27 protein-coding genes are annotated in these 26,226 nt (G+C 73.3%); 15 read left to right on the top strand and 12 right to left on the bottom strand.

What is annotated here, in order from left to right:
• Positions 1-119 precede the first annotated feature (119 nt).
• The gene (gene eccD, locus O7602_RS26075) at positions 120-1,517 is read left to right on the top strand and encodes a type VII secretion integral membrane protein EccD (protein WP_281585247.1); all 1,398 of its coding nucleotides are present in this window, start codon (positions 120-122) and stop codon (positions 1,515-1,517) included.
• Here the strand turns inward: eccD and O7602_RS26080 are convergent.
• A complete protein-coding gene (locus O7602_RS26080) occupies positions 1,501-2,667 on the bottom strand; it encodes a type VII secretion protein EccE (RefSeq protein ID WP_281585248.1) in 1,167 nt (388 codons plus the stop codon). The two genes, eccD and O7602_RS26080, sit on opposite strands and share 17 nt — an antisense overlap.
• A gap of 160 nt (positions 2,668-2,827) precedes the next feature.
• On the opposite strand from O7602_RS26080, the gene eccB reads away from it, so the two are divergent.
• The 7 genes from eccB to O7602_RS26115 all read left to right on the top strand — a co-directional run bounded on the left by eccB (position 2,828) and on the right by O7602_RS26115 (position 8,377).
• On the top strand, positions 2,828-4,291 hold the full coding sequence (eccB, locus tag O7602_RS26085; protein ID WP_281585249.1) for a type VII secretion protein EccB: 1,464 nt from the start codon (positions 2,828-2,830) through the stop codon (positions 4,289-4,291).
• Between the two features lie 114 nt (positions 4,292-4,405).
• Positions 4,406-4,777 (top strand): hypothetical protein, encoded by a 372-nt coding sequence (locus O7602_RS26090; protein ID WP_281585250.1) that lies wholly within the window; start codon positions 4,406-4,408, stop codon positions 4,775-4,777.
• Positions 4,770-6,023, top strand: a complete 1,254-nt coding sequence (locus tag O7602_RS26095) for a WXG100 family type VII secretion target (RefSeq protein ID WP_281585251.1) — start codon at positions 4,770-4,772, stop codon at positions 6,021-6,023. The genes O7602_RS26090 and O7602_RS26095 overlap by 8 nt, the downstream gene beginning before the upstream one ends.
• Before the next feature lie 168 nt (positions 6,024-6,191).
• Positions 6,192-6,569, top strand: a complete 378-nt coding sequence (locus O7602_RS26100; protein ID WP_281585252.1) for a hypothetical protein — start codon at positions 6,192-6,194, stop codon at positions 6,567-6,569.
• A gap of 141 nt (positions 6,570-6,710) precedes the next feature.
• The gene (locus O7602_RS26105) at positions 6,711-7,535 is read left to right on the top strand and encodes a hypothetical protein (protein WP_281585253.1); all 825 of its coding nucleotides are present in this window, start codon (positions 6,711-6,713) and stop codon (positions 7,533-7,535) included.
• Between the two features lie 40 nt (positions 7,536-7,575).
• The gene (locus O7602_RS26110) at positions 7,576-7,920 is read left to right on the top strand and encodes a YkvA family protein (protein ID WP_281585254.1); all 345 of its coding nucleotides are present in this window, start codon (positions 7,576-7,578) and stop codon (positions 7,918-7,920) included.
• A 43-nt stretch (positions 7,921-7,963) separates the two neighbouring features.
• Complete coding sequence (locus O7602_RS26115; protein WP_281585255.1) at positions 7,964-8,377, top strand: TIGR03618 family F420-dependent PPOX class oxidoreductase; 414 nt, start codon at positions 7,964-7,966, stop codon at positions 8,375-8,377.
• Between the two features lie 62 nt (positions 8,378-8,439).
• On the opposite strand, the gene O7602_RS26120 is transcribed toward O7602_RS26115, so the two are convergent.
• The gene (locus O7602_RS26120; protein WP_281585256.1) at positions 8,440-8,622 is read right to left on the bottom strand and encodes an antitoxin; all 183 of its coding nucleotides are present in this window, start codon (positions 8,620-8,622) and stop codon (positions 8,440-8,442) included.
• Positions 8,623-8,763: 141 nt separating this feature from the next.
• Here O7602_RS26120 and O7602_RS26125 point away from each other — a divergent pair, with 141 nt between their 5' ends.
• Complete coding sequence (locus O7602_RS26125) at positions 8,764-9,921, top strand: AI-2E family transporter (RefSeq protein WP_281585257.1); 1,158 nt, start codon at positions 8,764-8,766, stop codon at positions 9,919-9,921.
• 39 nt (positions 9,922-9,960) lie between these two features.
• Here O7602_RS26125 and O7602_RS26130 read toward each other — a convergent pair whose 3' ends face one another.
• Complete coding sequence (locus tag O7602_RS26130; RefSeq protein WP_281590530.1) at positions 9,961-10,593, bottom strand: dienelactone hydrolase family protein; 633 nt, start codon at positions 10,591-10,593, stop codon at positions 9,961-9,963.
• Between the two features lie 252 nt (positions 10,594-10,845).
• Between O7602_RS26130 and O7602_RS26135 the strand changes: the two genes are divergently transcribed.
• The 3 genes from O7602_RS26135 to O7602_RS26145 all read left to right on the top strand — a co-directional run bounded on the left by O7602_RS26135 (position 10,846) and on the right by O7602_RS26145 (position 11,796).
• The gene (locus O7602_RS26135) at positions 10,846-11,238 is read left to right on the top strand and encodes a MerR family transcriptional regulator (RefSeq protein WP_281585258.1); all 393 of its coding nucleotides are present in this window, start codon (positions 10,846-10,848) and stop codon (positions 11,236-11,238) included.
• Positions 11,208-11,555, top strand: a complete 348-nt coding sequence (gene trxA, locus O7602_RS26140; RefSeq protein ID WP_281585259.1) for a thioredoxin — start codon at positions 11,208-11,210, stop codon at positions 11,553-11,555. The genes O7602_RS26135 and trxA overlap by 31 nt, the downstream gene beginning before the upstream one ends.
• Positions 11,556-11,616: 61 nt before the next feature.
• Complete coding sequence (locus O7602_RS26145) at positions 11,617-11,796, top strand: hypothetical protein (RefSeq protein WP_281590532.1); 180 nt, start codon at positions 11,617-11,619, stop codon at positions 11,794-11,796.
• A 100-nt stretch (positions 11,797-11,896) separates the two neighbouring features.
• On the opposite strand, the gene O7602_RS26150 is transcribed toward O7602_RS26145, so the two are convergent.
• Genes O7602_RS26150 through O7602_RS26160 form a run of 3 tightly spaced genes read right to left on the bottom strand, consistent with a single transcriptional unit; the run spans position 11,897 to position 15,534 of the window.
• Positions 11,897-14,269, bottom strand: coding sequence for a glycoside hydrolase family 65 protein (locus O7602_RS26150; RefSeq protein WP_281585260.1), 2,373 nt, complete (start codon positions 14,267-14,269; stop codon positions 11,897-11,899).
• On the bottom strand, positions 14,266-15,018 hold the full coding sequence (locus O7602_RS26155) for a beta-phosphoglucomutase family hydrolase (protein ID WP_281585261.1): 753 nt from the start codon (positions 15,016-15,018) through the stop codon (positions 14,266-14,268). The genes O7602_RS26150 and O7602_RS26155 overlap by 4 nt, the downstream gene beginning before the upstream one ends.
• Positions 15,019-15,066: 48 nt before the next feature.
• Positions 15,067-15,534, bottom strand: a complete 468-nt coding sequence (locus tag O7602_RS26160) for a DUF4442 domain-containing protein (RefSeq protein WP_281585262.1) — start codon at positions 15,532-15,534, stop codon at positions 15,067-15,069.
• A 148-nt stretch (positions 15,535-15,682) separates the two neighbouring features.
• Here O7602_RS26160 and O7602_RS26165 point away from each other — a divergent pair, with 148 nt between their 5' ends.
• On the top strand, positions 15,683-16,861 hold the full coding sequence (locus O7602_RS26165; RefSeq protein ID WP_281585263.1) for a Fic family protein: 1,179 nt from the start codon (positions 15,683-15,685) through the stop codon (positions 16,859-16,861).
• 3 nt (positions 16,862-16,864) lie between these two features.
• On the opposite strand, the gene O7602_RS26170 is transcribed toward O7602_RS26165, so the two are convergent.
• On the bottom strand, positions 16,865-17,545 hold the full coding sequence (locus tag O7602_RS26170) for a TetR/AcrR family transcriptional regulator C-terminal domain-containing protein (protein WP_281585264.1): 681 nt from the start codon (positions 17,543-17,545) through the stop codon (positions 16,865-16,867).
• A gap of 102 nt (positions 17,546-17,647) precedes the next feature.
• Between O7602_RS26170 and O7602_RS26175 the strand changes: the two genes are divergently transcribed.
• Positions 17,648-18,763 (top strand): FAD-dependent monooxygenase, encoded by a 1,116-nt coding sequence (locus O7602_RS26175; RefSeq protein ID WP_281585265.1) that lies wholly within the window; start codon positions 17,648-17,650, stop codon positions 18,761-18,763.
• Positions 18,764-19,004: 241 nt separating this feature from the next.
• Here the strand turns inward: O7602_RS26175 and O7602_RS26180 are convergent, their stop codons facing one another.
• Complete coding sequence (locus O7602_RS26180; RefSeq protein ID WP_281585266.1) at positions 19,005-19,193, bottom strand: DUF397 domain-containing protein; 189 nt, start codon at positions 19,191-19,193, stop codon at positions 19,005-19,007.
• The gene (locus O7602_RS26185) at positions 19,184-19,984 is read right to left on the bottom strand and encodes a helix-turn-helix transcriptional regulator (protein ID WP_281585267.1); all 801 of its coding nucleotides are present in this window, start codon (positions 19,982-19,984) and stop codon (positions 19,184-19,186) included. Before O7602_RS26185 ends, O7602_RS26180 begins: the two co-directional genes overlap by 10 nt.
• Before the next feature lie 146 nt (positions 19,985-20,130).
• Here O7602_RS26185 and O7602_RS26190 point away from each other — a divergent pair, with 146 nt between their 5' ends.
• A complete protein-coding gene (locus O7602_RS26190) occupies positions 20,131-20,478 on the top strand; it encodes a hypothetical protein (RefSeq protein ID WP_281585268.1) in 348 nt (115 codons plus the stop codon).
• 47 nt (positions 20,479-20,525) lie between these two features.
• Here O7602_RS26190 and O7602_RS26195 read toward each other — a convergent pair whose 3' ends face one another.
• From O7602_RS26195 to O7602_RS26205, 3 genes are all read right to left on the bottom strand, one after another.
• On the bottom strand, positions 20,526-21,842 hold the full coding sequence (locus tag O7602_RS26195; RefSeq protein WP_281585269.1) for an ABC transporter ATP-binding protein: 1,317 nt from the start codon (positions 21,840-21,842) through the stop codon (positions 20,526-20,528).
• Between the two features lie 156 nt (positions 21,843-21,998).
• Positions 21,999-24,170: a bifunctional glycosyltransferase family 2 protein/CDP-glycerol:glycerophosphate glycerophosphotransferase gene (locus O7602_RS26200; RefSeq protein ID WP_281585270.1), complete on the bottom strand. Its 2,172-nt coding sequence runs from the start codon at positions 24,168-24,170 to the stop codon at positions 21,999-22,001.
• Positions 24,171-24,186: 16 nt separating this feature from the next.
• On the bottom strand, positions 24,187-26,193 hold the full coding sequence (locus tag O7602_RS26205; RefSeq protein WP_281590534.1) for a DUF5941 domain-containing protein: 2,007 nt from the start codon (positions 26,191-26,193) through the stop codon (positions 24,187-24,189).
• Between the last annotated feature and the right edge of the window lie 33 nt (positions 26,194-26,226).

Genomic DNA, 26,226 nt, shown 5'->3' on the forward strand with positions numbered 1-26,226 from the left:
GCGCGTCGGGTGGGCGACCTGTGCGCCCGCCATCGTAGGTAATCTCCCGGGGGCGTCGTGGACCCGTAGGCACGGCGTCGACGGCCGGGTGGATCGCAGGCGAGCACGAGGAGGCCACTGTGGCGACGAAGACGGCGACCGGTGGGCTGAGCCGGATCACCATCGTGGCGCCGCGTACCAGGATGGATCTGGCGTTGCCGTCCGACGTGCCACTGGCCGACCTGCTGCCCACGCTGCTGCGCTACGCCGGCGAGGATCTCGCCGACGAGGGCGTGCGGCACGGCGGCTGGAGCCTGTCCCGGCTCGGCGGGCAGCCGCTCGACGGCGGGCGCACCGCCGCGCAGCTCGGCGTCCGCGACGGCGAGGTGCTCTACTTCAACCCCCGCGCCGACACCGCCCCCGAGATCGTCTTCGACGACGTGGTGGACGCGGTCGCGACCTTTACCACGCAACGGGCCGGCGCCTGGCAGGTGGGCACCACCCGGGCGTACGCGGTGCTCCTCGCCTCCTCGGCGCTGGCCGGCGGCGCGGTCGCGGCGCTGTTCACCGGTCCGCCGCAGCTGCCCGGCGCGGTGGCCGCCCTGGTGGTCGCGGTCGCGCTGCTGGCCGGCGCCGCGGTGCTGTCCCGGGCGGCCGGCGACAGCCGCACCGGGGCGGTGCTGGCCCTGGTCGGGGTCGGCTACGCGGGGGTCGGCGGCCTGCTGGTGCTCGCCGGCGACCGCCCGCTCGGCGACCTGGCCAGCCCGCACCTGCTGCTCGCCGGCACCGCCGTGGTGCTCTTCGGCGCGGTCGCCGCGCTCGCGGTCGGGGACCGGTTGCCGCTCTTTCTCGGCGCTGTCGGCGTGGGCGCGGCGGTCGGCTGCGGCGCGGTGCTCAGCCTCGCCTTCGGCATCGACGCGGCGGCCGGGGCGGCGGTGGTGGCGACCGTGGCGTTCGGCGCGTTGCCGGCGCTGCCGATGCTCGCCTACCGGCTGGCCCGGCTGCCGGTGCCGTCGATCCCGACCGGCCCGGAGGACCTGAAGACCGACACCGAGTCGGTGGACGGACCGGCGGTGCTGCGCAACAGCGAACGCGCCGACGCCTACCTGACCGGTCTGCTGTGGACCGTCGCCCTGCTGGTGCTCGGCGGTGAGGTGGTGCTCGCCGCCGACGGTCGGCTCCCGGCGGTCCTGCTCTGCCTGGTGCTGGCCCTGCTGTCGCTGCTGCGGGCCCGCCCGTTCCTCGGCCGGGGCCAGCGCACCCCGGTGCTGCTCGCCGGCACCCTCGGCCTCGGGCTGGTCGCCGCGGCGGTCTTCGGCGCGGGTTCGCTGCCGGTCCGGCTCGGGCTGATCCTGGGCGGCCTGGTCGTGGTGGCGGTGATCAGCCTGGTCTACGGGCTCACCGTGGCCGGCAAGCGGATCTCCCCGGTCTGGGGCCGCACCCTGGACATCGTCGAGATTTTGCTGATCATCGCCCTGGTGCCGCTGGCCGTCTGGGTCTGCGGCATGTACGGCTGGATCGTCAACCTTCGACCGTGACGGTGCCCATCGCGGTGCCCACCGGCGCGGTGGCGTAGACGCCCGGGCCGTGCTGGCCGTCCAGCGGGCGGGCCGGCACGCCGGCCCGCCGGGCCATCTCCCGGACGACCTTCACCAGGGCGTCGGCGTGCCCGTCCATCGCCGCCACCCGCAGCAGCGGAGGCACCCGACGGCCGCCGGGGAGCACCACGGCCGCGACCGTGTGCGACGGGGCGGAGGTGGAGGTGACCGCGTCGACGAGCGCGCCCAGCGAGCCGTGGGGACGCACCCGCAGCGCCAGGCAGCGCTGGGTCCAGCCGCCGCCGCGCACGCTGGTCCAGGTCTCGACCGGTGACTCCGGCGCCAGGTCCAGCCCGGCCCCGGAGACCACCGCGCCGTGCAGCTCGTCCCGGCCGAGCACACGGTGGCCGAGGCCGGCGGCGTTGAGCGCCTTGCCCAGCCGGCCGACCCCGGCGGCCACCGTCCGGTGCACGCCGCGCAGGCCACCGCCGCGGGTCACCGTCTCGGTGCGGGCATCGCCCACGGACAGGCGCAGCGCCACCCACACCGTGCGGTGCGCCGCGGGCGGCGCGCCGGGCGCCGGGTACCAGACGAGCGTGTGCGAGACCACCTGGGTCTGGGTGACCGGCCCGGCGAAGTCGGCGAGCACCGCGAGCGCCCGGTCCACGACGGTCGCGTCGATCGACCCGGCGGGCGCGCCGGGCCGGCCGGTCAGCGCCAGCGCGGCGAACCAGCCGCGGTCGTCCTGGCCGATGCCGAGCCGGGTGCCGCGCTCGGTCAGCTCCACCACGGTCAGCTCCGGCGCGAGCGCGGCCAGCCTCGGGTCACCGCCGGGCAGTGCGCCCCTGGCCCGACCTCGGCGGCGACGCAGCCGGCGGCGGAGCATCAGGTCCTCGTACCACCAGCGCCCGCCACGCCTGGCGAACGCCGCCACCACGGCCAGCAACGCCAGCACCACGACGGCGGCGAGCAGCCAGGCCGGGCCGGCGGTGGCGAACCAGACGGCGAGCGCGGCGCACTCCGCCACCACGAGCTGGCCCACGACGACCGGACCGAGCCGCCCCCGCCGGCGCTTGTCCACCGGCGGGACCGGCTGGTCCGCCGCCGGGGCGGTGGCCGTACGACCGGGTGGCGCCTGGAGCTGCGTCATCGGTGAGCGTCCCTTCTGGACCTGCCGGGCGTCCGCCGGCGGGGTGTGTCGTCGGTGGCGGACGGGGTCCGGCGCACCCCCGACGGCCCCTTATCGTAGGGAAGCCCGCGGCGCTGTTCGGACCTGATCGTCGCGGACCCACCCCCGCCGGAGGTTAGTCATGCGGACCCGCCGCGATCAGGTGCAGGCGTACCGCTTCGTCACCCGCCGGATCGTCTCGGCGCTGCTCGCCGGCGACCCGGAGACCAACGACCTGCCGATGCGCCGGCTCGGCATGGCGGTGTTCGGCAGCGTCATCGCCGCGGCCGTGGTGCTCGGCGGCGTGGGCGCGTACGGGCAACTCACCAGCAACTCCGCGCCGATCGAGACGAACACCGTGGTGATCGAGCGGGAGACCGGCGCCACCTACTGGTTCGGCGACGACCAGGTGCTGCACCCGACGCTCAACTACGCCTCGGCCCGGCTCGTCGTCGATGACGCCTCGGCGGAGGTACGCACCATGTCGCAGGCCTCGATCAAGGACCGGCCTCGGGGCCGGATGGTGGGCATCGTGGGCGCGCCGGACGACCTGCCGGACCGCAAGTCGCTTGTCGGGTTGCCCTGGTCGGTCTGCGACGTGCCGGACCCGACCGACCCGCAGCGGTCGACCACCCGGCTGGTGGTCGACCGGCCGCTGCCCGGCGGCACGCCGCTCACCGACCGGGCGGTGCTGGTCCGCACGAGCGAGGCCCGCTATCTGCTGACCGGCGGCGCCCGGCTGCGCGTGGCCGGTGACGAGCAGGCGCTCGTCGCGCTGCGGATGGCCGGCGCGACGAACCTCACCGTCGGCCAGCAGTTGCTCAACGCGGTGCCGGTGGGACCGGTGCTGCGTAAGCCCACGATCGACTCCGACGGCGGCCCGAGCGGGCTGACCGTGGCCGACCGGCCGGCCCGGATCGGCCAGGTCTACCAGGCCGCCGGCCAGTTCTACGTGCTCACCCGGCAGGGCCTGGCCGCGGTCGGTGAGATCACCGCGCGGCTGCTGCTCGGCGGCGGCGGGGCGATCACCGACATCACGCCGGACGAGGCCGGCCGGCTCCTCACCGACCAACGGCTGGAGCCCGAGGGGTTGCCGGCCCGGATACCCACGCTGCACGACGTCCGGGCCGGGCGCAGCGTGCTCTGCGCCACCTACCGGTCCGGTGCGGCCGGTCAACCGCCGGCCACCACGCTCGAGGTGTTCGACTCGCCGCCGGCGGAGCTGACCGCGTCGACCGCGGTGCCGACGCGGCAGGGCGACCGGGACGCGGTGCGCACCGCCGAGAGCGTGCTGCTACCCGGCGGCAAGGGCGTGCTGGTGCAGGCCACGGCCGGGGAGAGCGGCCAGCCGGCGGCCGGCGCCACGGTCTATCTGATCACCGCGCAGGGGATCCGCTACCCGCTCGGCACCGACAGCGGCGACGCGAAGAGCGCGCTCGGCTACGGCGACGTGACCCCGGTGGCGGTGCCCGCCTCGTTGCTGGCGCTGGTGCCGACCGGGCCGACCCTGGCCCGTGCGGACGCCTTGGCGTACTTCGACGCGGCGGCGGCCCCGCAGGCGACGCCCTCGCCCGGGGGCGGAGCCGCCCAGGTCCGGGGCGGTTGAGCGACCGGCGGTACGTCCGAAGTGGAGTTGGCTGGTCACGGGTCGCCCGCGATGGCGCGGTTCGACTAGCCTGAGCGTGGCCGACGGGCCATCGACGACAACGGGGATTGAGCCATGACCGGGCGCACGACAGTGGACGTACTGTCCTTGGAGGACTTCCACCTGCGGCTTGAGCGGCGTCTGCACCAGGCGGAGTCGGTGTTGCGCAAGCTCAACACCGAGATGCAGTGCCGCCCGCCGGCCCTCGGCACGTTCACCGACGCGACGGACAACTCGCGGCGCTACGCGGAGACCCACCAGAGCTACGTCGACCACGTGGACCGCCTGCGCCGGGCGATCCTGGCCGCCCGCGAGGCGACGCAGTCGATCATGACGAACTACAAGACCGCCGAGACCCGTAACGCCGCCGCCGCGGCCGACATCGCCGCCGCTCTCTCCGGGCTGAACGAGGCGATGAAGCAGCCGAAGGAGGATCCCCGTGTCTGAATACACCCAGCGCTACCAGCATGTCAGCCACGAGGAGCTCTACCAGGGCGTCAACGCCGGCGACCCGAAGCAGATCGACGGGCTGAGCGCCCAGTGGACCTCCCTCAAGGACACGCTCGACGACCTCGCCCGTGACCTGGGCGCCGACCTGGACGCGCTGGCGAAGACCTGGACCGGCGACGCCGCCCACGAGTTCCAGCGCCGGCTGACCATGGTCGGTGGCTACTCGGGCAACCTGGCCGAGGGCATGACGGGCATCCGGCAGGCCCTGGACATGATGGCCGGCGACCTGCGCACGGCCCAGACCACAGCGGAGAGCCCGGAGAAGACCGACGACAACGACAAGCTGCTCTCCGGCGCCGGCAAGGGCTTCCTGCTCGGCGGCGCCCCGGGCGCGCTGATCGGCGGCATCATCGGTCACCAGCAGGACGAGGCCGAGCAGGAGAAGGCGCACCAGCGGATGGTGCAGGTCGTGGCGAAGCTGGCCGAGGGCTACGACTTCTCCGCGTACGGCCGGATCGTCGTGCCGGAGCCGCCGCCCACCGATCTGCCCGGCCACCACGACCGCGACGATCCGACGCTGCACAACGGCCCGTCGGTGAAGACGCCGGCGTCGGGCCCGGGCCTGGGCAGCTTCGGTCCCGGGGCGAACGGCAGCGCGACCACGTCGGGCGTGCACCACACGGCCCCGACCAGCGGCACGCCGGGCGGCGGCGCACCGGGCGGCGGCGACCCGGGCAGCCACCCCGGCGCGGGCGCGCCGGGTTCGGTCCCGACCGGCGGCACGGTCGACCCGACCGGCACCTCGCTTGCCGGCGCCGGCCCGCTGACAAGCGTCACCGGCGGCCCGACGGTCGGCGGCAACCCGGCGACCGTGACGACCGGCGGGGGCGGCGGGCTCTTCGGCGGCCCCGGCGTGCTCAGCACCGGCTCGCTCGCCGGCACCGGCCCCACCGCGGCGTCCGCCGGCCGGCTCGGCGGCGCGCCCGGCGTGGACAGCCGGTCGGCGGCCGGGACCGGGCGGCTCACCTCCGGCCGCGGGCTGACGGTCGAGTCGGAGAGCAGGTCGACCGGCCGCACCAACGCCACCGGGCGGCCCGCGATGGCCGGCCGCAACGGGGTGCTTGGCGCGCGGGGCGGTCACGACGACGACGAGTCCGATGGCCGGCTGACCTGGCTCACCGAGGACGAGATGGTCTGGGGCGACGGCAGGGCCGCCCCGCCGCCGGTGCTCGGCGGCGACTGACCCGGCCCGACACCACGACACGACACCCCGGCGCGGCACCCGAACCGGGCGTCGTGCCGTTCGTCGTCGCGCGGAGAAGCGACCGTCCACAGCGAGCCGTGGGGTGGCTCACGCAACCCACAAGATCGTCGAGCTGCGCGATCGGCTGTTGACCGATAGGTTGATGTGGTGCTGCCCGTAGCGTTCGCCTCGTCCACCTGGACGGCGATGCTGCGTCGGATCGCCCGCACGGCCGCGACCACCCTGGCGTTGATCGCCGGCCTGCAGGGCATCGCCGCCACACCCGCCGATGCCGACGCCACGACGGCACGTCCCGCCGCCATCGCGGTGACCGACGCCCGTCCGGCGTCGACCGTCGACGCCGCACGCGGGGCCACGGTGGTTGCCGAAGCCGCGCCGTGGGCCGTCACCCACCCGGCCACCGGCCCGTCCGTCGCCGGCCCGACCGATGACGCGGTCGCCGCGCCGGTCGCCGTCGTCGACGTTCCGGCCGCCGCCGACCCGGGCCGGGCGACCATCGCCCGCCGCGGGCCGCCGCGCGCCTGACGGGCCACTTTTCCGGTACGCCCCGGCGCGGCCCCACCCGGCCGCCCGCCCCCAGCATCCCGCCGCGCCCTGCCGCGCACGCCGCCCGACGCCCGGGCCCCAGTCGTTGTTCGACATTCGTTCCACCATGAGGTGCCGTAGATGCAGACCGTCTTCTCCACCGTCCTGCCGGACGTTCCCGCCGCCGCCGTGATCTGGCTGGCCCTGCTCGCCCTGGCCGCGGTCGTGGTCGCCGCGCTCGTCGTCCGCCCGACCCGGTTCCGCTCGGTGCTCGGCGAACGGATCAGCGAGGCCGCCCGGCCGAGCAGCATCGACCTGGCCGAGCGGACCCGCGAGCAGGACCGGGAAAGCCGCCGGTACGCGGACGAGGTCGCCGTGGCCGCGTCCCGCGCGACGGTCACCGCCGAGCGCAGCCGCGCCGAGTGGCTGGCCGCGCAGGACGAGGCCGAGGCGGCGTGGCTGGCCTGCCAGGCGGCGGAGGAGGACGTCCGCCGGCTGGCCGCCGCCGCGGCGCTGCCGCTGCCCCGGACCGCCCGGACCCCGGCCGAGTACGCGGACCGGGAGCGTTGGCTGCACCGGGCGGCGCTCGACGCCCAGTGGCGCAAGGAGATCAGCGTGCGGCAGCTCAGCGACATCCTCGGCGGGCGCGGCTGGGATCCGAGCCGGCACCCGGTGGAGCAGGAACTGCTGCTGCGCCGGCTGGTGCGGGACAACCTCCAGGCCCGGCAGCACGCCGCGGCGGAGCGGGAGCAGGCCGCGTGGCGGGCCGCCGAGACGGCCGCGGCGGCGGCTCGGAGCCTGCGCGAGGAGGCGTTCGCGGCGCTGCACCCGGCCGTCGAGCCACAGGCGGCGCTCTCCATCGTGGGCTTCACCGGCCCGGAGAGCACCCGGGAACTGCCCACCGGGGAGATCACCCGCGAGTTGGCGCCGGTGGCCCGGGGGCGGGCCGCCGTGGCGGCGTACTGATCGTCGGGCGGTGCTGGCCGGGCTCGGTTAGCGTGGTGCCGTGTCCCGTGAAGCCTGGTTTCTCGTCGCGCTCGGCGCCGTGGTCGCGGCGGCGACGCTTGTCGGCGCGGTGCTGCTCGCGATCCGGGTGGTCCGCACCCGCCGCATGCTGGGTGCGCTCGGCGCCGGCGGCAAGGTCGCGTTCTACGGCGCGCTGATCTACACGATCTTGCCGGTGGACCTGCTGCCCGACCCGATCTATCTGGACGACATGGGTGTGCTTGCCGGCGCGTTGTTCTACCTGGGCCGGCTGGCCGCCAAGCACCGGGCGGCGCAGCGCGTCAGCCGGGACGCCCCGGCACCGACCCTGCCCGCCGCCCCGCCGGGTGGCGTGCCGCGTCGGTGACCGGTCATCAGTTCGACAGCCACGCGGCGAGTGAGGAGACGGCATGTCCGGCGGTCACCGGTTGGACCCGCACGACGGGCGGGTCGCCCGCTTCTTCGCCGACCGGCACCTGGCGACGCTCACCACGTTGCGCGCGGACGGCACCCCGCACGTCGTACCGGTGGGGGTGACCTTCGACCCGGACGCCGGGCTGGCGCGGGTGATCACCTCGGGCGGTTCGGCGAAGGCCCGGAACGTGGCCGCCGCCGGGCCGGCGGGCACGCCGGTCGCCGTGTGCCAGGTCGACGGCCGCTGGTGGCTCACCGTGGAGGGTCGGGCGGTGGTACGCCGCGACCCGGAGGCGGTGGCCGAGGCCGAGCGGCGGTACGCCGAGCGTTACCGCATCCCGCGTCCGAATCCGGAACGGGTGGTCCTGGAGATCACCGTGAGTCGTCTGCTCGGCAGCCTGCCCGGCTGAGAGGGTTCCGCGACGGGTCCCGGGCACCCCCGTTTCGGGGCGGCCCGGGACCCGTCGAGTGGTCAGCGCGCGGTGTCGCCCCGACCGGTGTGCTGCTGCGCCATGTCGACGCCCTTGTCGATCTGCTTGTCGTACTTGCCGCCGGTGCGCTGGTCCACCGCGTCGCCGGCCTTGTCGAGGCCCTTGTCGACCTGCTCGTCATGCTTGTCGGCGAAGTCCTTCGCCGTGTCCATGAAGCTGCTCATCTCAGATTCTCCCTTCGGTACGTTGAAGGCCTTCCCTGAGGCCGGGGGCGCAAACACCGGGCGCATGCCGGGCGGGCGGTGACGCCCCGGGTGTCGGATTCACCCTCGTCGGGTATCAACGGCCACGATCGAGGAGGCGACGTGGACGACGACGCTGGTACGCCCGGACCGGCACGCCCCGAACCGAGGCGAACGGAGCCGGCCCAGCCGGCACCCGCGCCGGCCGGGCCCCGGCAGGCCTGGTCGGGGCTGCCGTGGCCGGTCCGGACGGCGGTCACGTGGAGCGCGTGCCTGTTGGTGGTGGCGGCCGGGCTGTGGCTGCTCGGCAAGGTCGCGGTGCTGCTGGCGCCGCTGGCCGTGGCGCTGGCCGGCACGCTCTTCCTCACCGCCCTGCTCGACCCGGTGCTGGTGCGGCTGCGCCGGCTCCGGGTGCCGGCCGCGCTCGCCGCGCTGCTCACCGTCCTGTTGCTGCTCGGCGTCCTGGTCGGCGCCGGTGTCCTGGTCTGGAACCTCACCGCGAGCCAGTTCGGTGAGCTGAGCCAGCAGCTCGACGAGGGCCTGCAACGGAGCCGCGAGTTCGTCACCTCCACCCTGCCGGTCAGTGACCAGCAGCTCGACCGGCTCATCGAGCAGATCCGTCAGGGCCTGAGCGGCAGCGCCCCCGACCCGGTGGCCGGTGCGCGCAAGGCCGCCGAGGTGGCCGGCGCGATCCTGCTCGGTCTGGTGCTGCTCTTCTTCCTGCTCAAGGACGGCCGGTCGATGTGGCACTGGGTGCTGCGGCGGCTGACCGGGCCACGGCGGGAGGTGACCGCCGCGGCGGGGCGGGCCGGCTGGCGGACGCTCGGCGCGTACAGCCGGGGCACGATGATCATCGCGGCGATCGACGCCATCGGCATCGGCCTGGCCCTGGTCGTGTTGCGCGTCCCGCTGGCCCTGCCGCTGGCCCTGATCACGTTCCTCGGCGGGTTCGTGCCGATCATCGGCGCCACCGTCGCCGGCGCGGTCGCGGTGCTCGTCGCGCTGGCCGCCAACGGGCCCACCACGGCCCTGCTCACGCTGGCCGCGGTGATCGCCGTGCAGCAGATCGAGGGCAATCTGCTGGAGCCGCTCGTGATGCGCCGGCAGGTCCAGCTGCACCCGGCGGTCATCCTGGTGGTGGTCACCGCCGGCACGCTCGTCGCCGGGGTCGCCGGCGCGTTCGTCTCGGTGCCGATCGCCGCGGTGCTCTGGCGGGTGCTGGACACCGTGCAGCGCTGCCGATCCGGCGAGGCCGCCCGCACCGCCGAGATCGCCCGCTGACTCCGCCCGCTGACTCCGCCTCCGCTGGGCGGCCGGCGCTCAGGCCGGATGAGGTTGGCGCAGGTGGGTGGCGAACCAGGTGCCGGCCTGGTCGGCCACCTGCTCCAACGTGCCGGGCTCCTCGAAGAGGTGGGTCGCGCCGGGCACGATGCGCAGTTCCGCCACCTTGCCCAGTTCGTCCCGCGCCTGCTCGTTGAGCACGATCACCTCCTCGTCCAACCCGCCGACGAGCAGCAGCGTCGGCGCCCGTACCGCGCTCAGTGAGCTGCCGGCCAGGTCGGGCCGTCCGCCCCGGGAGACCACCGCGCCCACCCGGTCCGGCCGGGCCGCGGCGGCGACCAGGGCGGCGGCTGCGCCGGTGCTCGCGCCGAAGAGCCCGATCGGCAGGCGGCCCAGCTCCGGGTCGGCGCCCATCCAGTCGACGATGCCGGCCAGCCGCTCGGCGAGCATCCCGATGTCGAAGCGCAGGTGGGCGGTCACCTCGTCCTGCGCCTCCTCGTCGATCGTCAGCAGGTCGACGAGCACCGTGCCCAGCCCGCGCGCGTTGAGTGCCTGTGCCACCGCCACGTTGCGCGGGCTGTGCCGCGAACTGCCGCTCCCGTGGGCGAACAACACGACCCCGCCGGCTCCCGAGGGGACGGACACGTCCCCGACGAGCCCGCCCACCGAAATCTCCCGCACACCCCTCACCCCCGCTCCACCTCCCCTTACCCCCCTCCCCCGCGATCATGAAGTTAGCGGGTAAGAGAGCGCTCCCCCATGCCGCCAACTTCATGATCGCCGGGCCGGGCCGGGCCGGGCCGGGCCGGGCCGGGGCGGGGCGGGCGCGGGGGGAGGGTGGGGGTGGGTGGGTCTGCGCTTGTTGCGTTGACGTCGGCGGCAAGGTTTAGCGTCTGGCGTGGGACAGACGGGCGGAGGGCGCTGATGCGGATCGGGGAGTTGGCGGAGCGGGCCGGGACGAGCACCCGGACGCTGCGCTACTACGAGACCCACGGGCTGGTCCGGCCGCGCCGGTCCGCGAACGGCTACCGGATCTACGACGACGCGGAGCTGCGCGTCGTGCACGAGATCCGCTCCCTGCTGGCGATCGGCTTCGGGCTGGACGACATCCGCCCGTTCGTCGCCTGTCTCCGCGCCGGGCACGACTCCGGCGACGTCTGCCCCGACTCGGTGGCGGTGCTGCGGCGCAAGCTCGCCGAGGTGGACGACTACCTCGACCGGCTCGGCTCGGTCCGCCGCCGGTTGCACGACCAACTCGCCCGCGCGATCACCCATCGGGAGGAAACATGCCTCAGGACACGCAGGCCGGCCGACTGACCGCGGTCACCGACGCCACGTTCGCGGAAACCGTGCTGGCCGCCGACCGCCCGGTCGTGGTCGACTTCTGGGCCGAGTGGTGCCCGCCGTGCCGGGTGGTCTCGAAACACCTGGCCGAGCTGGCCGAGGAGTTCGGCGACGCGCTGCGATTCGTCGCGCTTAACACCGACGAGAATCCCACCACCGCCCGGGCCTACCAGGTGATGTCCGCGCCGACCATGCTCGTCTTCCGCGACGGCCAGGTCGTCGGCTCGACAGTCGGTTCGCGGCCCAAGAACCACCTGCGGCAGAGCTTCGCCCGCCACCTGGACGGTTGAGCCGGCGCCGGGCGGGAACGCGCGGGGTGACCACGGAACCCGACCGATCGCGAGGCTCATGATGGCGAAAAAGGACCGGTCCCGGGAGCGGGAACCCAGCGACCAGGAACGCCGCGAACAGGAGCTGGAAGGCTCGCCGGAGTGGGCCGACCGCGCCGCGTCGGCGCGTACCCCCGACGATCCGCGGGCGATGGCGCCGCGGGACGCCGGCGGGCGTCCGTCCAACGGACGCCAGTTCTGAGGTACGCACACCGAGCGGCCCCGTCGACGCGGGGCCGCTCGGCCAGCCGGCCCCTGCCCGTGGCCGGCCACCCGGGCACGGCCCAGCCGGCGCGGACCGGTCAGCCGGCGTGTTCCGGCAGGTGCATCAGTGGCGCGCGGCCCGGCGGCTGCTCCGGCTGCGGCCCCGACTCGTTTTTCTGCGGCACCGGCACGGTGACCGGCTGGCCGCTTGTGACCCGCAGCTTCTCGCCGTGGTGCAGCAGTTCCAGCGCCGTGTCCGGCCCGCCGTTGCGCAGCGAGTACGTCGTCTGGTGCGGCCGGACGTCGACGCGCAGCCGCAGCGACCGCCACTGCAACGAGAACTCCAGGCGGCTGAGTCGGCTGGAGAGCCGGGGCGCGAAGGAAAGCGTCCCGTCGTGGTCGCGCAACCCGCCGAAGCCGGCGACGAGCGCGATCCAGGCGCCGGCCAGCGACGCCATGTGCACGCCGTCGCGGGTGTTCTCGTTCAGGTCGTGCAGGTCCATCAGCGCGGCCTCGCGCAGATAGCGGTGGGCCAGCTCGGGGAAGCCCACCTCGGCCGCGAGGACCGCCTGGGTGCAGGCGCTCAGCGACGAGTCGCGGACGGTGCGCCGCTCGTAGTAGGTGAAGTTCCGCAGCTTCTCGGCGGCGCTGAACGCGTCGCCCCGCCAGTGCATGGCAAGCACCAGGTCGGACTGCTTGACCACCTGCTTGCGGTACAGGTCGAAGTAGGGGTAGTGCAGCAGCAGCGGGTACTTCTCCGGCGGCGTGTGCTCGAAGTCCCACTCCTGCAACCGGGTGAAGCCCTCCACCTGCTCGTGCACGTCGATCTCGGAGTCGTACGGGACGTGCATGTCCTGGGCGGCGTCCCGCCAGGCGGCGGCCTCCTCCTCGGTGACGCCGAGGTCGAGGGCCTGGTCCCGGTAGCGCATCGCGCAGTCGGCGGCGGTGAGCAGGTTCCGCTGCGCCATCAGGTTGGTGTAGACGTTGTCGTTCTTGACCGCGGTGTACTCGTCCGGGCCGGTCACGCCGTCGATGTGGAACCGGCCGGCGCGGTCGTGGTGGCCGAGCGAGCGCCACAGCCGCGCGGTCTCGACGAGCAGTTCCAGCCCGACCTCCCGCTCCAGCGCGTCGTCGCCGGTGACCAGCACGTAGCGGCGCAGCGCGTCGGCGATGTCGGCGGCGATGTGGAACGCGGCGGTCCCGGCCGGCCAGTATGCCGACGACTCCGCCCCCTCGATGGTGCGCCACGGGAACGCGGCGCCCTCCAGGTTCAACGTGCGGGCCCGCTCCTGCGCCTGGGCCATGGTGTCGTAGCGCCACTGCAACGCGTCCTTCACGGCGCTGGGCTGTGTGTACGTCAGCACCGGCAGCACGAACATCTCGGTGTCCCAGAACGCGTGGCCGTCGTAACCGGGGCCGGTGAGGCCCTTGGACGAGATCGGCCGCCGTTCCGCCCGGGCGCCGGCCTGGAGCACGTGGAAGAGGCCGAACCGGACCGCCTGCTGGACCTCCGGGTCGCCCTCGACCCGCACGTCGGCGGCGTCCCAGAACTCGTCGAGGTATTCCCGCTGCGCGCGCCGCAGCCCGTCCCAGCCGTCGAGGCGGGCGGAGGACAGGGCGGCGCCGACCTGGTCGCGCAGCGCCGGCAGGGACCGCCGGCTGGACCAGCCGTACGTCAGGTACTTGACCACGCGCAGCTTCTCGCCGGGCTTGAGCACGCAACCGATGGTGGTGCGGACCCAGTCCTCGTACCCCTCGGATTCGATCGTGGTGTGTTCCGGGCCGTGCACGTCGTGGCCCATGGCGGCGCCGACCCGCAGGCCGCTGACCTTGGTGCGGTGGATGAGCAGGCCGCCGTCGTCGGTGGTCAGCTCCTCCTCCGCCTGCAACGGTGACTCCAGCACGGCGGCCACGCGCGGGTCGCGGCTCTGCGGCGGCAGCGACTCGTTGGCCACCAGCTCGGACTGGAGGATCAGCCGCAGCGGCCCGTCGACGGCCTCCACCTCATAGTTGATCATCGCGACGGAGCGGTGGGTGAACGACACCAGCCGGGTGCTGCGGACCTTGACCTCGCGGCCGGCCGGGGAACGCCAGTGCAGCTCCCGCTGGAGCGTGCCGGCGCGCATGTCGAGGACCCGCTCGTGGGCGAGCAGCTCGCCGTAGCGGACGTCCAACGGCTCGTCGTCGACGAGCAGCCGGATCAGCTTGCCGTTCGTGACGTTGACGATGGTCTGCCCGGATTCGGGGAAGCCGAAGCCGGCCTCCGCGTACGGCAGCGGGCGCAGCTCGAAGAACGAGTTCAGGTAGGTGCCGGGCAGGCCGTGCGGCTCACCCTCGTCGAGGTTGCCGCGCAGCCCGATGTGGCCGTTGGAGAGCGCGAAGACCGACTCGGACTGGGCCAGCACGTCCATGTCGAGCCGCACCTCGCGGATATGCCAGGGCTCGACCGGGTAGGAGCGTTCCCGGATCATGCGGCCGGCTCCGTGGTGAGCAGGTCGGCGAGGTCGGTGACCACCACGTCGGCGCCGTGCGCGCGCAGCTCGTCGGCCTGGCCGACCCGGTCGACGCCGATCACGTACCCGAAGCCGCCGGCCCGCCCGGCGGCCACGCCGGCGAGCGCGTCCTCGAAGACGGCGGCCCGCGCCGGTTCGACGCCGAGCAGCCGCGCGCCTTCGACGAACGTGTCCGGGTGCGGCTTGCCCTGGAGCTTCTGTTCGCGGGCGACAACCCCGTCGACGCGGGCTTCGAGCCAGCGGTCCAGCCCGGCGGCGTGCACCACGGCCGCGCAGTTGGCGCTGGCCGAGACGACCGCGCGGCGCAGCCCGGCCGAGGTGGCGGCCTCCAGGTAGCGCACCGAGCCGTCGTAGACCTCGACGCCGTCGTGTTCGATCCGTTGGAGCAGGACGACGTTCTTGCGGTTGCCGACGCCGTTGACGGTGTCCGCATCCGGCGGGTCGTCGGGGGTGCCCTCGGGCAGCGTGATGCCGCGGGATTCCAGGAATGAGCGCACCCCGTCGGCGCGCGGTCTGCCGTCCACGTATCGGTTGTAGTCCGGCCCGGGGTCGAACGGGCGGAACGGCTCGCCGGTCTCGTCCGACCGACGCCGCAGGAAGGCGTCGAACGTCTCGGCCCAGGCGGCGTTGTGCACCTTGGCGGTCTGCGTCAGTACACCATCCAGATCGAAGAGACACGCGGTCACGTGCGCGGGTAGGCCCAGCATTGTTTGAATCTATCCAGGCGGCTCACCGGGCAAACACGGTTCGGGGCGTCAGCGGTGCGGGCGCAGCGTCCACGTAACGGTGAGCGACGAGGTGACGGTGCCGTCCTCGGTGCCGAGTTCCACCTCGACCGGGAACTCGGGCCGCCGCCCGGCGTCCAGCTCGGCGAGCACGTCGGCCGGCGGACGCCCGAGCCGCGCCGTGGCCAGCACCGACCCCATCGCCACCTTGCGGTAGCGGATGGTCGCGGTCACGGCCAGGGGTACGGCCCGGTCGAGCACCTGCCCGAAGGCGGCCATCACCACCGCGCCGGACGCGGTCTCACCGAGCGTGAACGTGGCGCCGGCGTGGGGGCCGCCCACGTGGTTGTGGTGCGCCGGATCGTCGGGGAGCCGGACCACGGCCCGGACTCCGCCGTCGGCCTCGGGCGCGACCTCGACGATCTGGATGCCGAGGGTACGGGCGAACGGCACGGCTTCGAGGAGGGCCGCCGCCACCTGCCGCGAGTCGATGGACATGCCCAGACGCTACTCGCCGGTAACTTCCCCGGCAAGCCCGCCCCGCCGATGCGGGGCTACGGCGGGATGGCTCATTGTCTCTTAATAAGAGACAATGATCTCCGCTGGACGTACCATTGTCTCTTATTAAGAGACAATAGGACATGAGATGATCTACAGAACGCCCGAACTCAGCGACCATGACCGTAATGTCCTGGGCGAGATCCACGACATGCGCCACACTCTCGCGGATGTCTTGCGCAGCCCCCGCCGTTGGACCGGCGGGCTACGACGCACCATGCTGGCCCGGGCCATCCTCGGCTCCAACAGCATCGAGGGTTACGTGGTGGCCGAGGACGATGCCGCCGCCGCGCTCGACGGCGAGGAGCCGCTGAGCGCTGACGATCGCACCTTCGCCGAAATCCGCGGATATCGACAAGCCTTGGGCTACGTGCTGCAGACCGCCGGTGACCCGTACTTCCGCTTCGAGACGTCGACGATCCGGAGCATGCATTACATGATGCTTTCGCACGACCTGGCCAAGAGCCCCGGCCAATACCGCAAAGGGCCGATCTACGTGCACGACGAGCGGACCGACCGACGTGTGTACGAAGGCGCGGACGCCGACGACGTCCCTCACCTGATGGAGGAACTGGCCGAAGACCTGCGGTCGGACGCCACCACCTCTCCGCTCGTCAAGGCATCCATGGCACACCTGAACCTGGTGATGATCCACCCGTTCCGGGACGGTAACGGACGAATGGCTCGCGCGCTCCAGACCCTGGTGCTCTCGCGACGAGCCATCGTGGAGCCCGCGTTCTCCAGCATCGAGGAGTGGTTGGGGAGCAACACCGAGGACTACTACCGGGTGTTGGCGATCACCGGCCAGGGGCACTGGAACCCGGAAGGGCAGGCGCACCTCTGGGTGTCGTTCAATCTGCGCGCCCATCACATGCAGGCCCAGACCGTTGCCCGCCGATTCCGGGAGGCGTCTGAGATCTGGTCGGAACTTGACTCGATCGTCGCCGAAAGAAAGCTTCCCGAGCGTGTGACCGATCTGCTCTACGAGGCGGTGCTGGGATACCGTGTCCGCCGCTCCGGGTACGTCAAGCTCTCCGATGTGGAGGAGAGGACGGCAACCCGGGACCTGACCAACCTTGCCGATCAGGGCCTGCTCGAAGCACGCGGGGAGCGGCGAGGACGACACTACGTTGCCGGATCGACGCTGGCCGAGGTGCGGGAGAGGGTCCGCGCCGCCCGGGCTCCAGTGAGCGACCCCTACCCGGACATGCCGGTCCGTCTCGCGACTGGGGCTGCCACGGCAGCCGAGCCCAGTGACAAACCATAGTTTTCACCGGCCCGTGATCTCGGCGACGCCGTCCAGGATCGTGCTCAGGTTGTGGTGGAAGGTCTCCTCGGCGTCGAGATGGGCGCCGTCGACGACGAGCCGGGCCATGGTGGGATAGCGGCCGGTGTCGAGCATCCGCCTCAGGTAGGGACCGAGCGCGGACTGCCACGCCGACACGTCGGTGCCGGTGGCCCGCGCGGTGCGGCGCTCGGTGATCTCCCGGCGGAGCGCGCCGACGAGGAACGCGCCGAGGGCGCCCGAGGCCCGCTGGAGAGCGCCGATGTCGCGTACGCCGGGGGCCCGGTTGAGCGCGGCGACGGTGGCCTCGCCGACGGCGAGTGCGTGCGGTCCCAGGTGTGGCCGCGCGCCGAGCAGGTCGACGAGCCACTCGTGGTCGAGGGCGGCCTCACGCGTCGCCCGGGCGATGGTCACCACGGCGTCGCGCCAGCCTTCGGCCTCGGGAACCCGGGCACCCTCCCCGATCCCGGCGGACTCCGCGATGCGGGCGTAGACCGAGTCGACCATCAGGTCGAGCAGTTCGGACCGGTTGACCACGTAGTCGTAGAGGCGCATCGGGCCCACGCCCAACTCCTTGGCGAGTTTGCGCAACGACAGCCCGTCGAGACCGTCCGCGTCGGCGAGCCGGATCGCCGTGGTGGCGATCCGCGCCCGGCTCAGCGCCACCGGCGCCGCCCGGGGCCGCGGCTCGGGCCTTTCCCAGACCGGCAGAGGTACGTTACCGTACGGCGTATCCATAAAATACAGCGTACGCTAAGGGAGTTGACGATGCGAATCGCGATCGCCGGTGGCGGCCTGGGCGGCCTGACGCTGGCCCGCATCCTGCGCCGGCACGGCATCGGCGCGGTGGTCTACGAGCGCGAGCCGCACCGCGCCGCGCGGACGCAGGGCGGGTCACTCGACCTGCACCCGGAGTCCGGGCAGCACGCCCTGGCCGCGGCCGGTCTCGAAGCCCGCTTCCGGTCCGCGGCCCGACCGCAGGGCGAGGAGCACCGCATCCTCGACCCGGACGGCCGCGTCCTCCTGCACCACGAGCCACCACCCGACACGTTCGACGGGCGTCCCGAGATCGACCGGACCGTGTTGCGTGACCTGCTGCTCGACTCGCTCCCCGGGGACGCGGTGGCGTGGGGCCGCCGGCTCGTCACGGCGACGCCACGGCCCGGCGGGGGTTTCGAGCTGACGTTCGACGGTGGCGACCGCGCCGACTGCGACGTCCTCGTCGGCGCGGACGGCGCACGTTCGGTGGTCCGGCCGCTGCTGACCGACGTCACCCTGTCCGCCGTCTCCGCCCATGTGGAACTCAACATCAGCGACATCGACAGGCGTTATCCCCAGCTCGCCGAGATGATCGGGCCCGGCAACTTCTGGTGCATCGGCGTGCGCCAGATCCTGTCCGCGCAGCGCCTCGGCGACGGCAGCGTCCGGGTCGGGATCTCCCTGCCGGCGGACGATCGCGATCTCGACGTCTACCGCAGCAAGCGGGCCCTGCTCGACCTGTTCGACGGCTGGAACCCCCACCTCACCGCCCTCATCGAAGCCGGCGACGGCACCCCGATCCCGCGCCGGATCGAGGCGATGCCCGCCGACACGCGCTGGGACCATCGACCGGGCATCACCCTCGTCGGCGACGCCGCGCACCTCATGCCGCCGGTCGGTGAGGGCGCCAACCAGGCGATGCTCGACGCCGCCGAGCTGGCCGCGGCCCTCGCCGCCGATCCCACGACGGCCATTCCGGTGTACGAGGAAGCGATGTTCGCCCGGATCCGACCGATCGCGGAGATGTCGGCGCGGGTGCAGGCGATGATGCTGTCCTCCACCGCAGCCGCCGAGATCGTCCGCTTCTTCACGCCCCGGGAGACCGAGCCGGCCACCGGCGCTTGAGCATCATCTCCAACCGAGGCATGTCGCCACCTCGCCGAAGTGGCGGCATCCCGGGCGACGCACCCGCCACCTCGCCGAAGTGGCGGTATCCCGGGCGAGGCACCTCGCCGAGGTGGCGAAGTGGCGGTAAATCCCGGTCAAGGCGCGTCGCCACCTCGCCGAGGTGGCGGTATCCCGGGGCGCGGTATGCCGCCACCTCGCCGAGCTGGAGTCGATCATGCCGCGGGCGCGGCGTCAGAGGTCAGGCGCGCTTGGTCTGGGCGACGAACGCCGCCCAACTCGCCGGTGTGAACGTCAGCGCCGGCCCCCGCCGGTCCTTGCTGTCGCGGACCCCGACCACGCCGGGCAGGTTGTCCGCCACCTCCACGCAGTTGCCGCCGTTGCCGCTGCTGCGGGTGCTCTTACGCCAGGTCGCGCCGGTCAGCTCCATCGTTTCGCCGCCTCCGAGATCGCCGCCAGGGTCGCACCGTGCGGCATCGCCTCCGCGCGGACGGATTCCCAGGTCTGCCGCAGCGATTTTACGTCCGCCGCGCGCTCCACGATGGAGCCGTGCAACTGGTTGTCCAGGTAGCCCACGTCGTCGCCGTCCGCCGGGGTGGCGAGCACGAACGCGCCGTTGAGCCCCGGGTAGGACCCGACCGTCTCCGGCACCAGGTGCAGGTGCACCCGCGGCCGGCGACCCATCTCGACCAGGTGCGCCAACTGCTCGCGCATCACCTTCGGCCCACCCACCGGACGGCTCAGTACCGAATGGTCGAGCACCACTACGAGTTGCGGCGGCGCCGGCCCATCCAGCACCGCCTGCCGGGCCATCCGTGCGGCCACCTGCTGCTCCAGCGCCTCGCCGACGAACTGCGCGGCACCCTCGTAGAGCGCGCGGGCGTACTCCTCGGTCTGCAACAGGCCCGGGACCACAAGCGCTTCGTAGCTGCGCAGCGCGGTCGCCTCCTGCTCGATGCCCACCCACTCGCGGAACCACGGAAGCAACGACTCCCGCACCAGCGCGGCCCGGATGCGGACCAGCAGGCCGCCGCCGTTGAGCACCTCGTCGCAGCGCTCGGTGAACTCGGTGCGCGGCGCGCGACGGCACTGCTCGACGGCCGCCACCAGCGATGCCGAATAGCTCACCCGCTCGGCGAGCGCCTCCTGGGTCAGCCCGGCCTCGGTGCGGAGCCGGCGCAGCTCACCGGCGAAGAGTTCCCACAATGACGCACGGCTCATCTGCACACCTCTGCACACGAAGGACGGCCGGTCGGACAGCCGGCGATGTGGGGGTGGAACGCCTTCCGACCCTAGCGGCGCGGTGACGAGACTGTCACGCAGCGAAGCCGGATTCGTCCGGAACCCGCGAACGCGAGGAGCGCCCCGTGATCAGTCACCAGCTCGGACAGCCGCCGGACGGGCCGGCGGGGGACCGCCCTTGCGCGTACCCCGGGCATGCCACGCCGCACACGCCGCTGCGCCCGATGTGGTGTTGCCGGGCGTGCGGCCAGCCGTGGCCGTGCGCGACCGCCCGCCTGTTGCTCCGGAGCGAGTACGAGGACAACCAGATCGGCCTGTCGATCTATCTGTGCGGGCTGTTCTACGAGGCGACGCGCGACCTCTACCGGCTCAACCCGGCGGACGCGCCCTCCCCCGCCGACATGTTCGCCCGCTTCGTCGCCTGGGGCCCACACCGCCGCGCGCCCGTCCCACCGCCGCCCGACGGGTGTTAAGCGGGGGCCCCGCCTCTACCAAATGGGTTAAGCGGGGCCCCCGCCTTTCACCTCCAGCCGACGTCGATGCGGTCGCCGCGCTCGTCGAAGAAGTGCAGCGCGTCCATCCGCACCTGCACCGCCAGCGGGTGCCCGGACGACACCTGCGGGTAGGGCGCGAGCCGCACCGCCAGCTCCGCCGGGCGGCGGTGGTGCCGGCCCGGGTCGGGCAGCACGCTCGTGCGGTTGCCGCCGCCCCCGCCGTTCGGGGCGGGCTCCGGCGCGACGGACTCCGCCGCCCGTCCGGTGAGCCGCTGCATCACCTGGCCGAACCGGCGCAGGCTGCGCTGGCCGGGCGCGGTCCGCTCGACCGGGGTGCCCATCTCGTCGACCACGATCGCGGTGGCGCCGATGTCGAGGAAGGCAAGTGACTCGTGGCCGTGGTGCTCCAGGTAGCGGATCCGGCCGTGCAGCACGTCGCCGGCCGTGTCGGGGGCCACCGGGGTCAGCGCCTCGGCGCGCAGGCCGACCACGATCCGCTCGCCGTGGTAATGCGCCACGGCGCGGCTGCGGATGTCGTCCCAGGGCAGGTAGAGCGACTGCTCACCGAGATTCAGCGCGATGTACCGGTCGAGGTGGACATAGACCGACGCCTCCAGCAGGTTCATCCGGGGGCTGCCGAGGAACGCGGCGACGTAGAGCGTCGCCGGTCGCCCGTACACCTGGGTCGGGGTGCCCACGTCCTGGAGCACGCCCTTGCGCATGATGGCGACCCGGTCGGCCATGGTGAGCGCCTCGGCCTGGTCGTGGGTGACGTAGATGGTGGTGACGCCCAGCTCCCGGGTGAGCCCGGAGATCTCCGCCCGCAGCTCGGCACGGAGGCCGCTGTCGAGGTTCGACAGCGGCTCGTCCATCAGGAAGAGGCCGGGCCGGCGCACGATGGCCCGGCCCATGGCCACCCGCTGCCGCTGGCCGCCGGAGAGCTGGCTCGGCTTGCGCGCGAGCACGTCGCCGATGCCAAGCGCGCCCGCCACGTCCTGGATCCGCTCGCCGCGTGATCCCGGCTCGACGCCGCTCAGGCGCAGCGGAAATCCGATGTTGTCGCCGACTGTCATGTGCGGATAGAGCGCGAAATCCTGGAAGACCATGGCGATCTTCCGGTCCCGCGGTGGTAGATCATTGGCGAGCTCGCCGTCGAGCAGGACCGCGCCCGAGGTCGGATCCTCAAGCCCGGCCACCATCCGCAGCACGGTGGACTTGCCGCAGCCCGAGGGGCCGAGCAGGACCATGAACTCACCATCGTTGACGTCCAGATTTATGGTGTCTACCGCGATCGTCCCGTCTTGGAACACCTTGGTGACATCTTTGAGCGCGACGGTGCTCACCGTCACCTCCCCAGTTGTTCGCCCGAACCCGGAACTGACTGTGGCCAGGATCATCGGGTTCGCACATCGGGTAAACGTGCCATGTTCGGTTCGTGACAGTCCTATTACGGGGTAATCGTCAAGCTCCACCGTTAAGTGACCTGCGAGTAACCACTTTCATGCCGGTTCGTCGAGAAACACCCGGCGTACCACCCGCTCGGCGGCCTGCCCGTCGTCGAGCGCGCAGAACCGGGCCCGGAACGCCGCCCGCGCCCGCTCGGCGGTTCCGGCCCGCACCGCGCCGGCTCGGAAGAGGTCCAGCAGCCCGGGGAAGTCCGTCGCGACCGCGCCCGGCGGCTCGGCCAGCAGGTCGAAGTAGACGCCCCGGGCCACCCGGTACGCGTCCCAGTCCGGGGCGTACACCACGATCGGCCGATCCAGCACGGCGTAGTCGAACATCGCCGAGGAATAGTCGGTGACGAGCACGTCCGCGGCCAGATACAGGTCCTCGACCCGATCGTGGGCGCTGACGTCGAGCACCCGGCCCGCCGCCGGCCCGTGCGGCAGCCGCTCCCGGTCGTGGAAGTAGTGGCTACGCATCAACAGCCGCCCGTTCGGCCCGAGCACGTCGAGCAGCCGGTCCGGGTCGAACGGTGGCCGCCAGCCGGGCAGGTGCTCCCGGTGGGTGGGCGCGTAGAGCACCACGTACTCCTCCGCCCCGAGGCCCAGCGCGGCACGGACCCGGCGGCACTCCTCGACGGTGGCGCGGGCCAGCCGGTCGTTACGCGGGTAGCCGACCTCAAGCGTGGTGTAGTCGGCCGGGTACGCCCGCTCCCACATCTGGGTGGAGAAGCTGTTCGAGGTGACGCTGTAGTCCCAGCGGTCCACCCGGCGCAGCAGGCCGGCGAAGTTCATGCCCGTCGCGCCCACCGGGTAGCGCTGCTGGTCCAGCCCCATCACCTTCACCGGCGTGCCGTGGTGGGTCTGCACGTGCACCGAGCCGGGGCGCTTGCGGACGAAGTCCGGAAAGTTGACGTTGTTGACCAGCCAGCGGGCCCGGGCCAGCACCCGGTAACACTCGCGGGTGCCGGCGACGACGTACTCCACGCCCGCCGGCAGCGCGGCCACCCGGTCCCGCCGGACGATCCAGACGCCGCGCACCTGCGGGGCGAGCCGGCGGGCCGCCTCGTAGACGGCCGCCGGGTTGCACGAGTAACCCCGGTACCAGTACGCCGCGTACACCGCCAGCGTCGGATCGATCGGCCGGTGCAGCTCGGCCCGGTAGTACTCGAGCAACGCGCCGTCCCGCGCCCGCCGCACCACCGGCACCAACCGCCGCCGGACCCGGCCCGCCGTCCGCCGGGCGGTCTCCCCGGTCTGGTGCGCGCCGCGCAACGCGCTGAACGTCCGCCACCGGCCGGCCGCCACCAGCCGGTGCTTCAGCCCCTCCACCCCGGGTGGGACCGGATAGCCCGCCGGCGGCCGGAACTGGAGGTAGTCGGCGTGCATCTGGGCGAAGAACGGCGCCCGCAGCTCGGGCGCGATCCGCGCGCCGTTGCCGAGCACGGTCAGGTAGTGCCAGATCATCCGCTCGAAGATCGCCGGCCGCAGCTCGTCCATCCCCCATGTGTCGATCAGCGCGAACACGCGGTGCCACTGGGCGAAGACCTCGAAGTGCCGGTCGCCCCGGGTGCGGGTGATCGCGCCGGTCCGCCGCTGCCGGTAGTGGAGACAGATCCGGTCCAGCACCCCGATCCGCTCGGCGGCCATCAGCGCCGGATAGCTGAACGACACGTCCTCGTACCATCCGGGGGCGAAGCGGAGCCCGCGCTCGACCAGGAACTCCCGGCGGACCAGCCGGTTCCAGGCGGTGTGCAGCAGCCGCAGCGTCTCCGGCCGCTCCGGCAGCGCGAACGTCGCCGCGCCGGGCGGGTCAGGGAACACGTCGCGCATGGCGCTGCGGGTGCCGACGTTGTTCCAGTGCGCCCGGACGTGATCCACGATCAGCACGTCCGGGCGGGTGTCGCGGAGCCGGTCGGCGACGTGCGGCAGGCAGCCGGGCACCAGCCAGTCGTCCCCGTCGACGAACCACACGTAGTCACCGGAGGCTCGGTCCAGCCCGACGTTGCGGGCCGGACCGAGCCCGATGTTCTCGGTGAGCCGGACCGCTTGGACCCGGGGGTCGCGGTCCGCGTACTCGGCCAGGATCTCGCCGCTGTCGTCGGGTGAGGCGTCGTCCACCCCGATGACCTCGATGTCGCCGAACGATTGGCCGAGGATCGAGTCCAGGCATTCCCGCAGGTAGCCCTGCACCCGGTAGGCCGGCACGACGAAGCTGATCAAGGTCATGCCGGCCCGCCCTCCGTCAGCCCGGCGAGCGCGCACCCCCACGGGCGCGGGTCGGCAGGACCACCCAGGCGAGGACCACACTCGCAACAAAAACCACGAAAAGGTACGCAGTAAGTGTAGCCAGAGCGAAGCTCACAAAACCGGTAATTGCCGCTGCGGTCAGCAGCAGTGAACGCCCCTCCCAGCCCAGCGTGGCGGTGTGCAACGGCGGGGCCGCCTGCCGCTTCTCCAACCGCGCCGTCAGGTCGTAGTGGTGCAGCGTGAGCACCAGCACGTACCCGAAGATCAACCAGACCGGCGCCCGCCCGACCACCCCCACCGCGATGGCGAACAGATACTCGGCGGCCCGCAACGCGGCCGGCACCAGCCAGTCCAACGGACCGTCGTGCCGCGCCCGCGCGCCGAGCGCCGCGACCAGCAGCACCACCAAGGCGACGGCCACCGGCCAGGCCGGCGGCGTACCGTCCCGCCGGGTCGCCCACCACGCCCAGACCAGCAACGCCACCGAGGCCAGCGCGCCGAGCGCCGCCGACACCAGCGGCCGACGCGCCACCGGCAGCACCCGGGCCAGCGGGCCGTCGTCACGGTGCAGACCCGCGTCGACAGTGGTCAGCACCGGCACCCGCATCCACCGCGCCCGCAAGGTCCGCAACCCCCCGGTGTACGCGAACGCCAGCGCGCCCCAGAGCAGCACCGCGCAGAGCGCCACGAGCGGCCCGAACAGCGCGGTCGCCACCGCGATCAACGCCCACCGCTCACCGATCGGGAACACCACGGTCCGCTTCAGCCAGTACGACACCGAGCCGGTGTCCGCCTGCACCCGGGTCGACGCGGCGTTCAACTTCCCGCCGATCCCGCCCGCGTCCCCGCCGACCACCTTCGGCCGCCGGGCCGCCTCGTCGTGCAGCGCGCCGTACCAGGTGTCGGTCATGTGCCGCACGGTCTGCAACGTCATCGCGGCAAGCGCCAACGCCCAGCCGTAGCGGAACCCTGCGTGCGTGGCCCCGAAGCCGAGCCCGGCGTAGACCACGTACTCCTTGAACCGGTCGGCCATCGTGTCCAGCCAGCCGCCCCAGGCGCTGAAGTGCCGGGTGTAGCGGGCCAACTGCCCGTCCACACAGTCGAGCACGAAACCCAGGTAGAGCAGGACCGCGCCGGCCACCAGCGCGGGCCGCCCGCCCGCGCCGAACAGCACCGCCGCCGCCACCGCGAACGCCACCGAGACCATCGTGACCCCGGTCGGCCCGATCCCGATCCGGGCCGACGCCTTCGTGACGTACGGCGACCAGGTGCTGACGAAGAACGTGGTGAAAAAGTCGTCGCGTTCCTTCACCGACAACCTCAGCTCGGCCCGGTCCTCGTCGACCGCCGCCACCGCCGCCTCGGCGTCCGCCCGTTCGGCCGCGTCGCCGACCCGGTGCGCCACGAGCAGGCGTACCCGGTGGGCGAAGATCAGCGTGCCCCGGGCCGCGAGTTCGGCCACGAGCCGGTCCACCGCGGCGAGCGGCCCGCCGACCACGGTCGCCGGCCCCGCCGCCTCGGCGCCGCCCATCGGCCCGGTCGAAGGTCCGGCCGCCTCGACGCCGCCGAAGGGCCCGGTCGACGGCCCGGCCGCCGCGACGCCGCCGAACGGCGCAGCCGCTGCGCGGGCGGCGTCGGCGAGCGCCGGCAGGTCGGCCACGCCGACCCGCAGCGCGCCACCGAACACGCCGGTCGCGTCCGCGTCGCCGACCGCGACCACCTGGCCGCGCTCCTCCCGCACCGTCGCCCGGCCGTCGGCCGGCGGATCGGTGAGCACGAGCGCCACCGTCGGCCCGACCGGGCTGGTCGCGAGATGCCTGAGTACGGCCGTGTGCGCCACCAGGTCGACACCGCTGACAAGCACCGGGCCGGTCGCGGCGGCCACCAGATCGGCCAGCTCGGACAGGTCGGCGGCCACCCGCACGTCGTCCGCGCCGGCCCGCCGCCACTGCGCGACCAGCGGCTCTTCGCCTACGGTGGCCCCGCCCGCCGCCGGTCCAATGGCTCCGCCCGACGCCGGCTCGGCGGCGAGCAC

It is taken from the genome of Micromonospora sp. WMMD1128, assembly GCF_027497235.1.
Lineage (GTDB): Bacteria > Actinomycetota > Actinomycetes > Mycobacteriales > Micromonosporaceae > Micromonospora.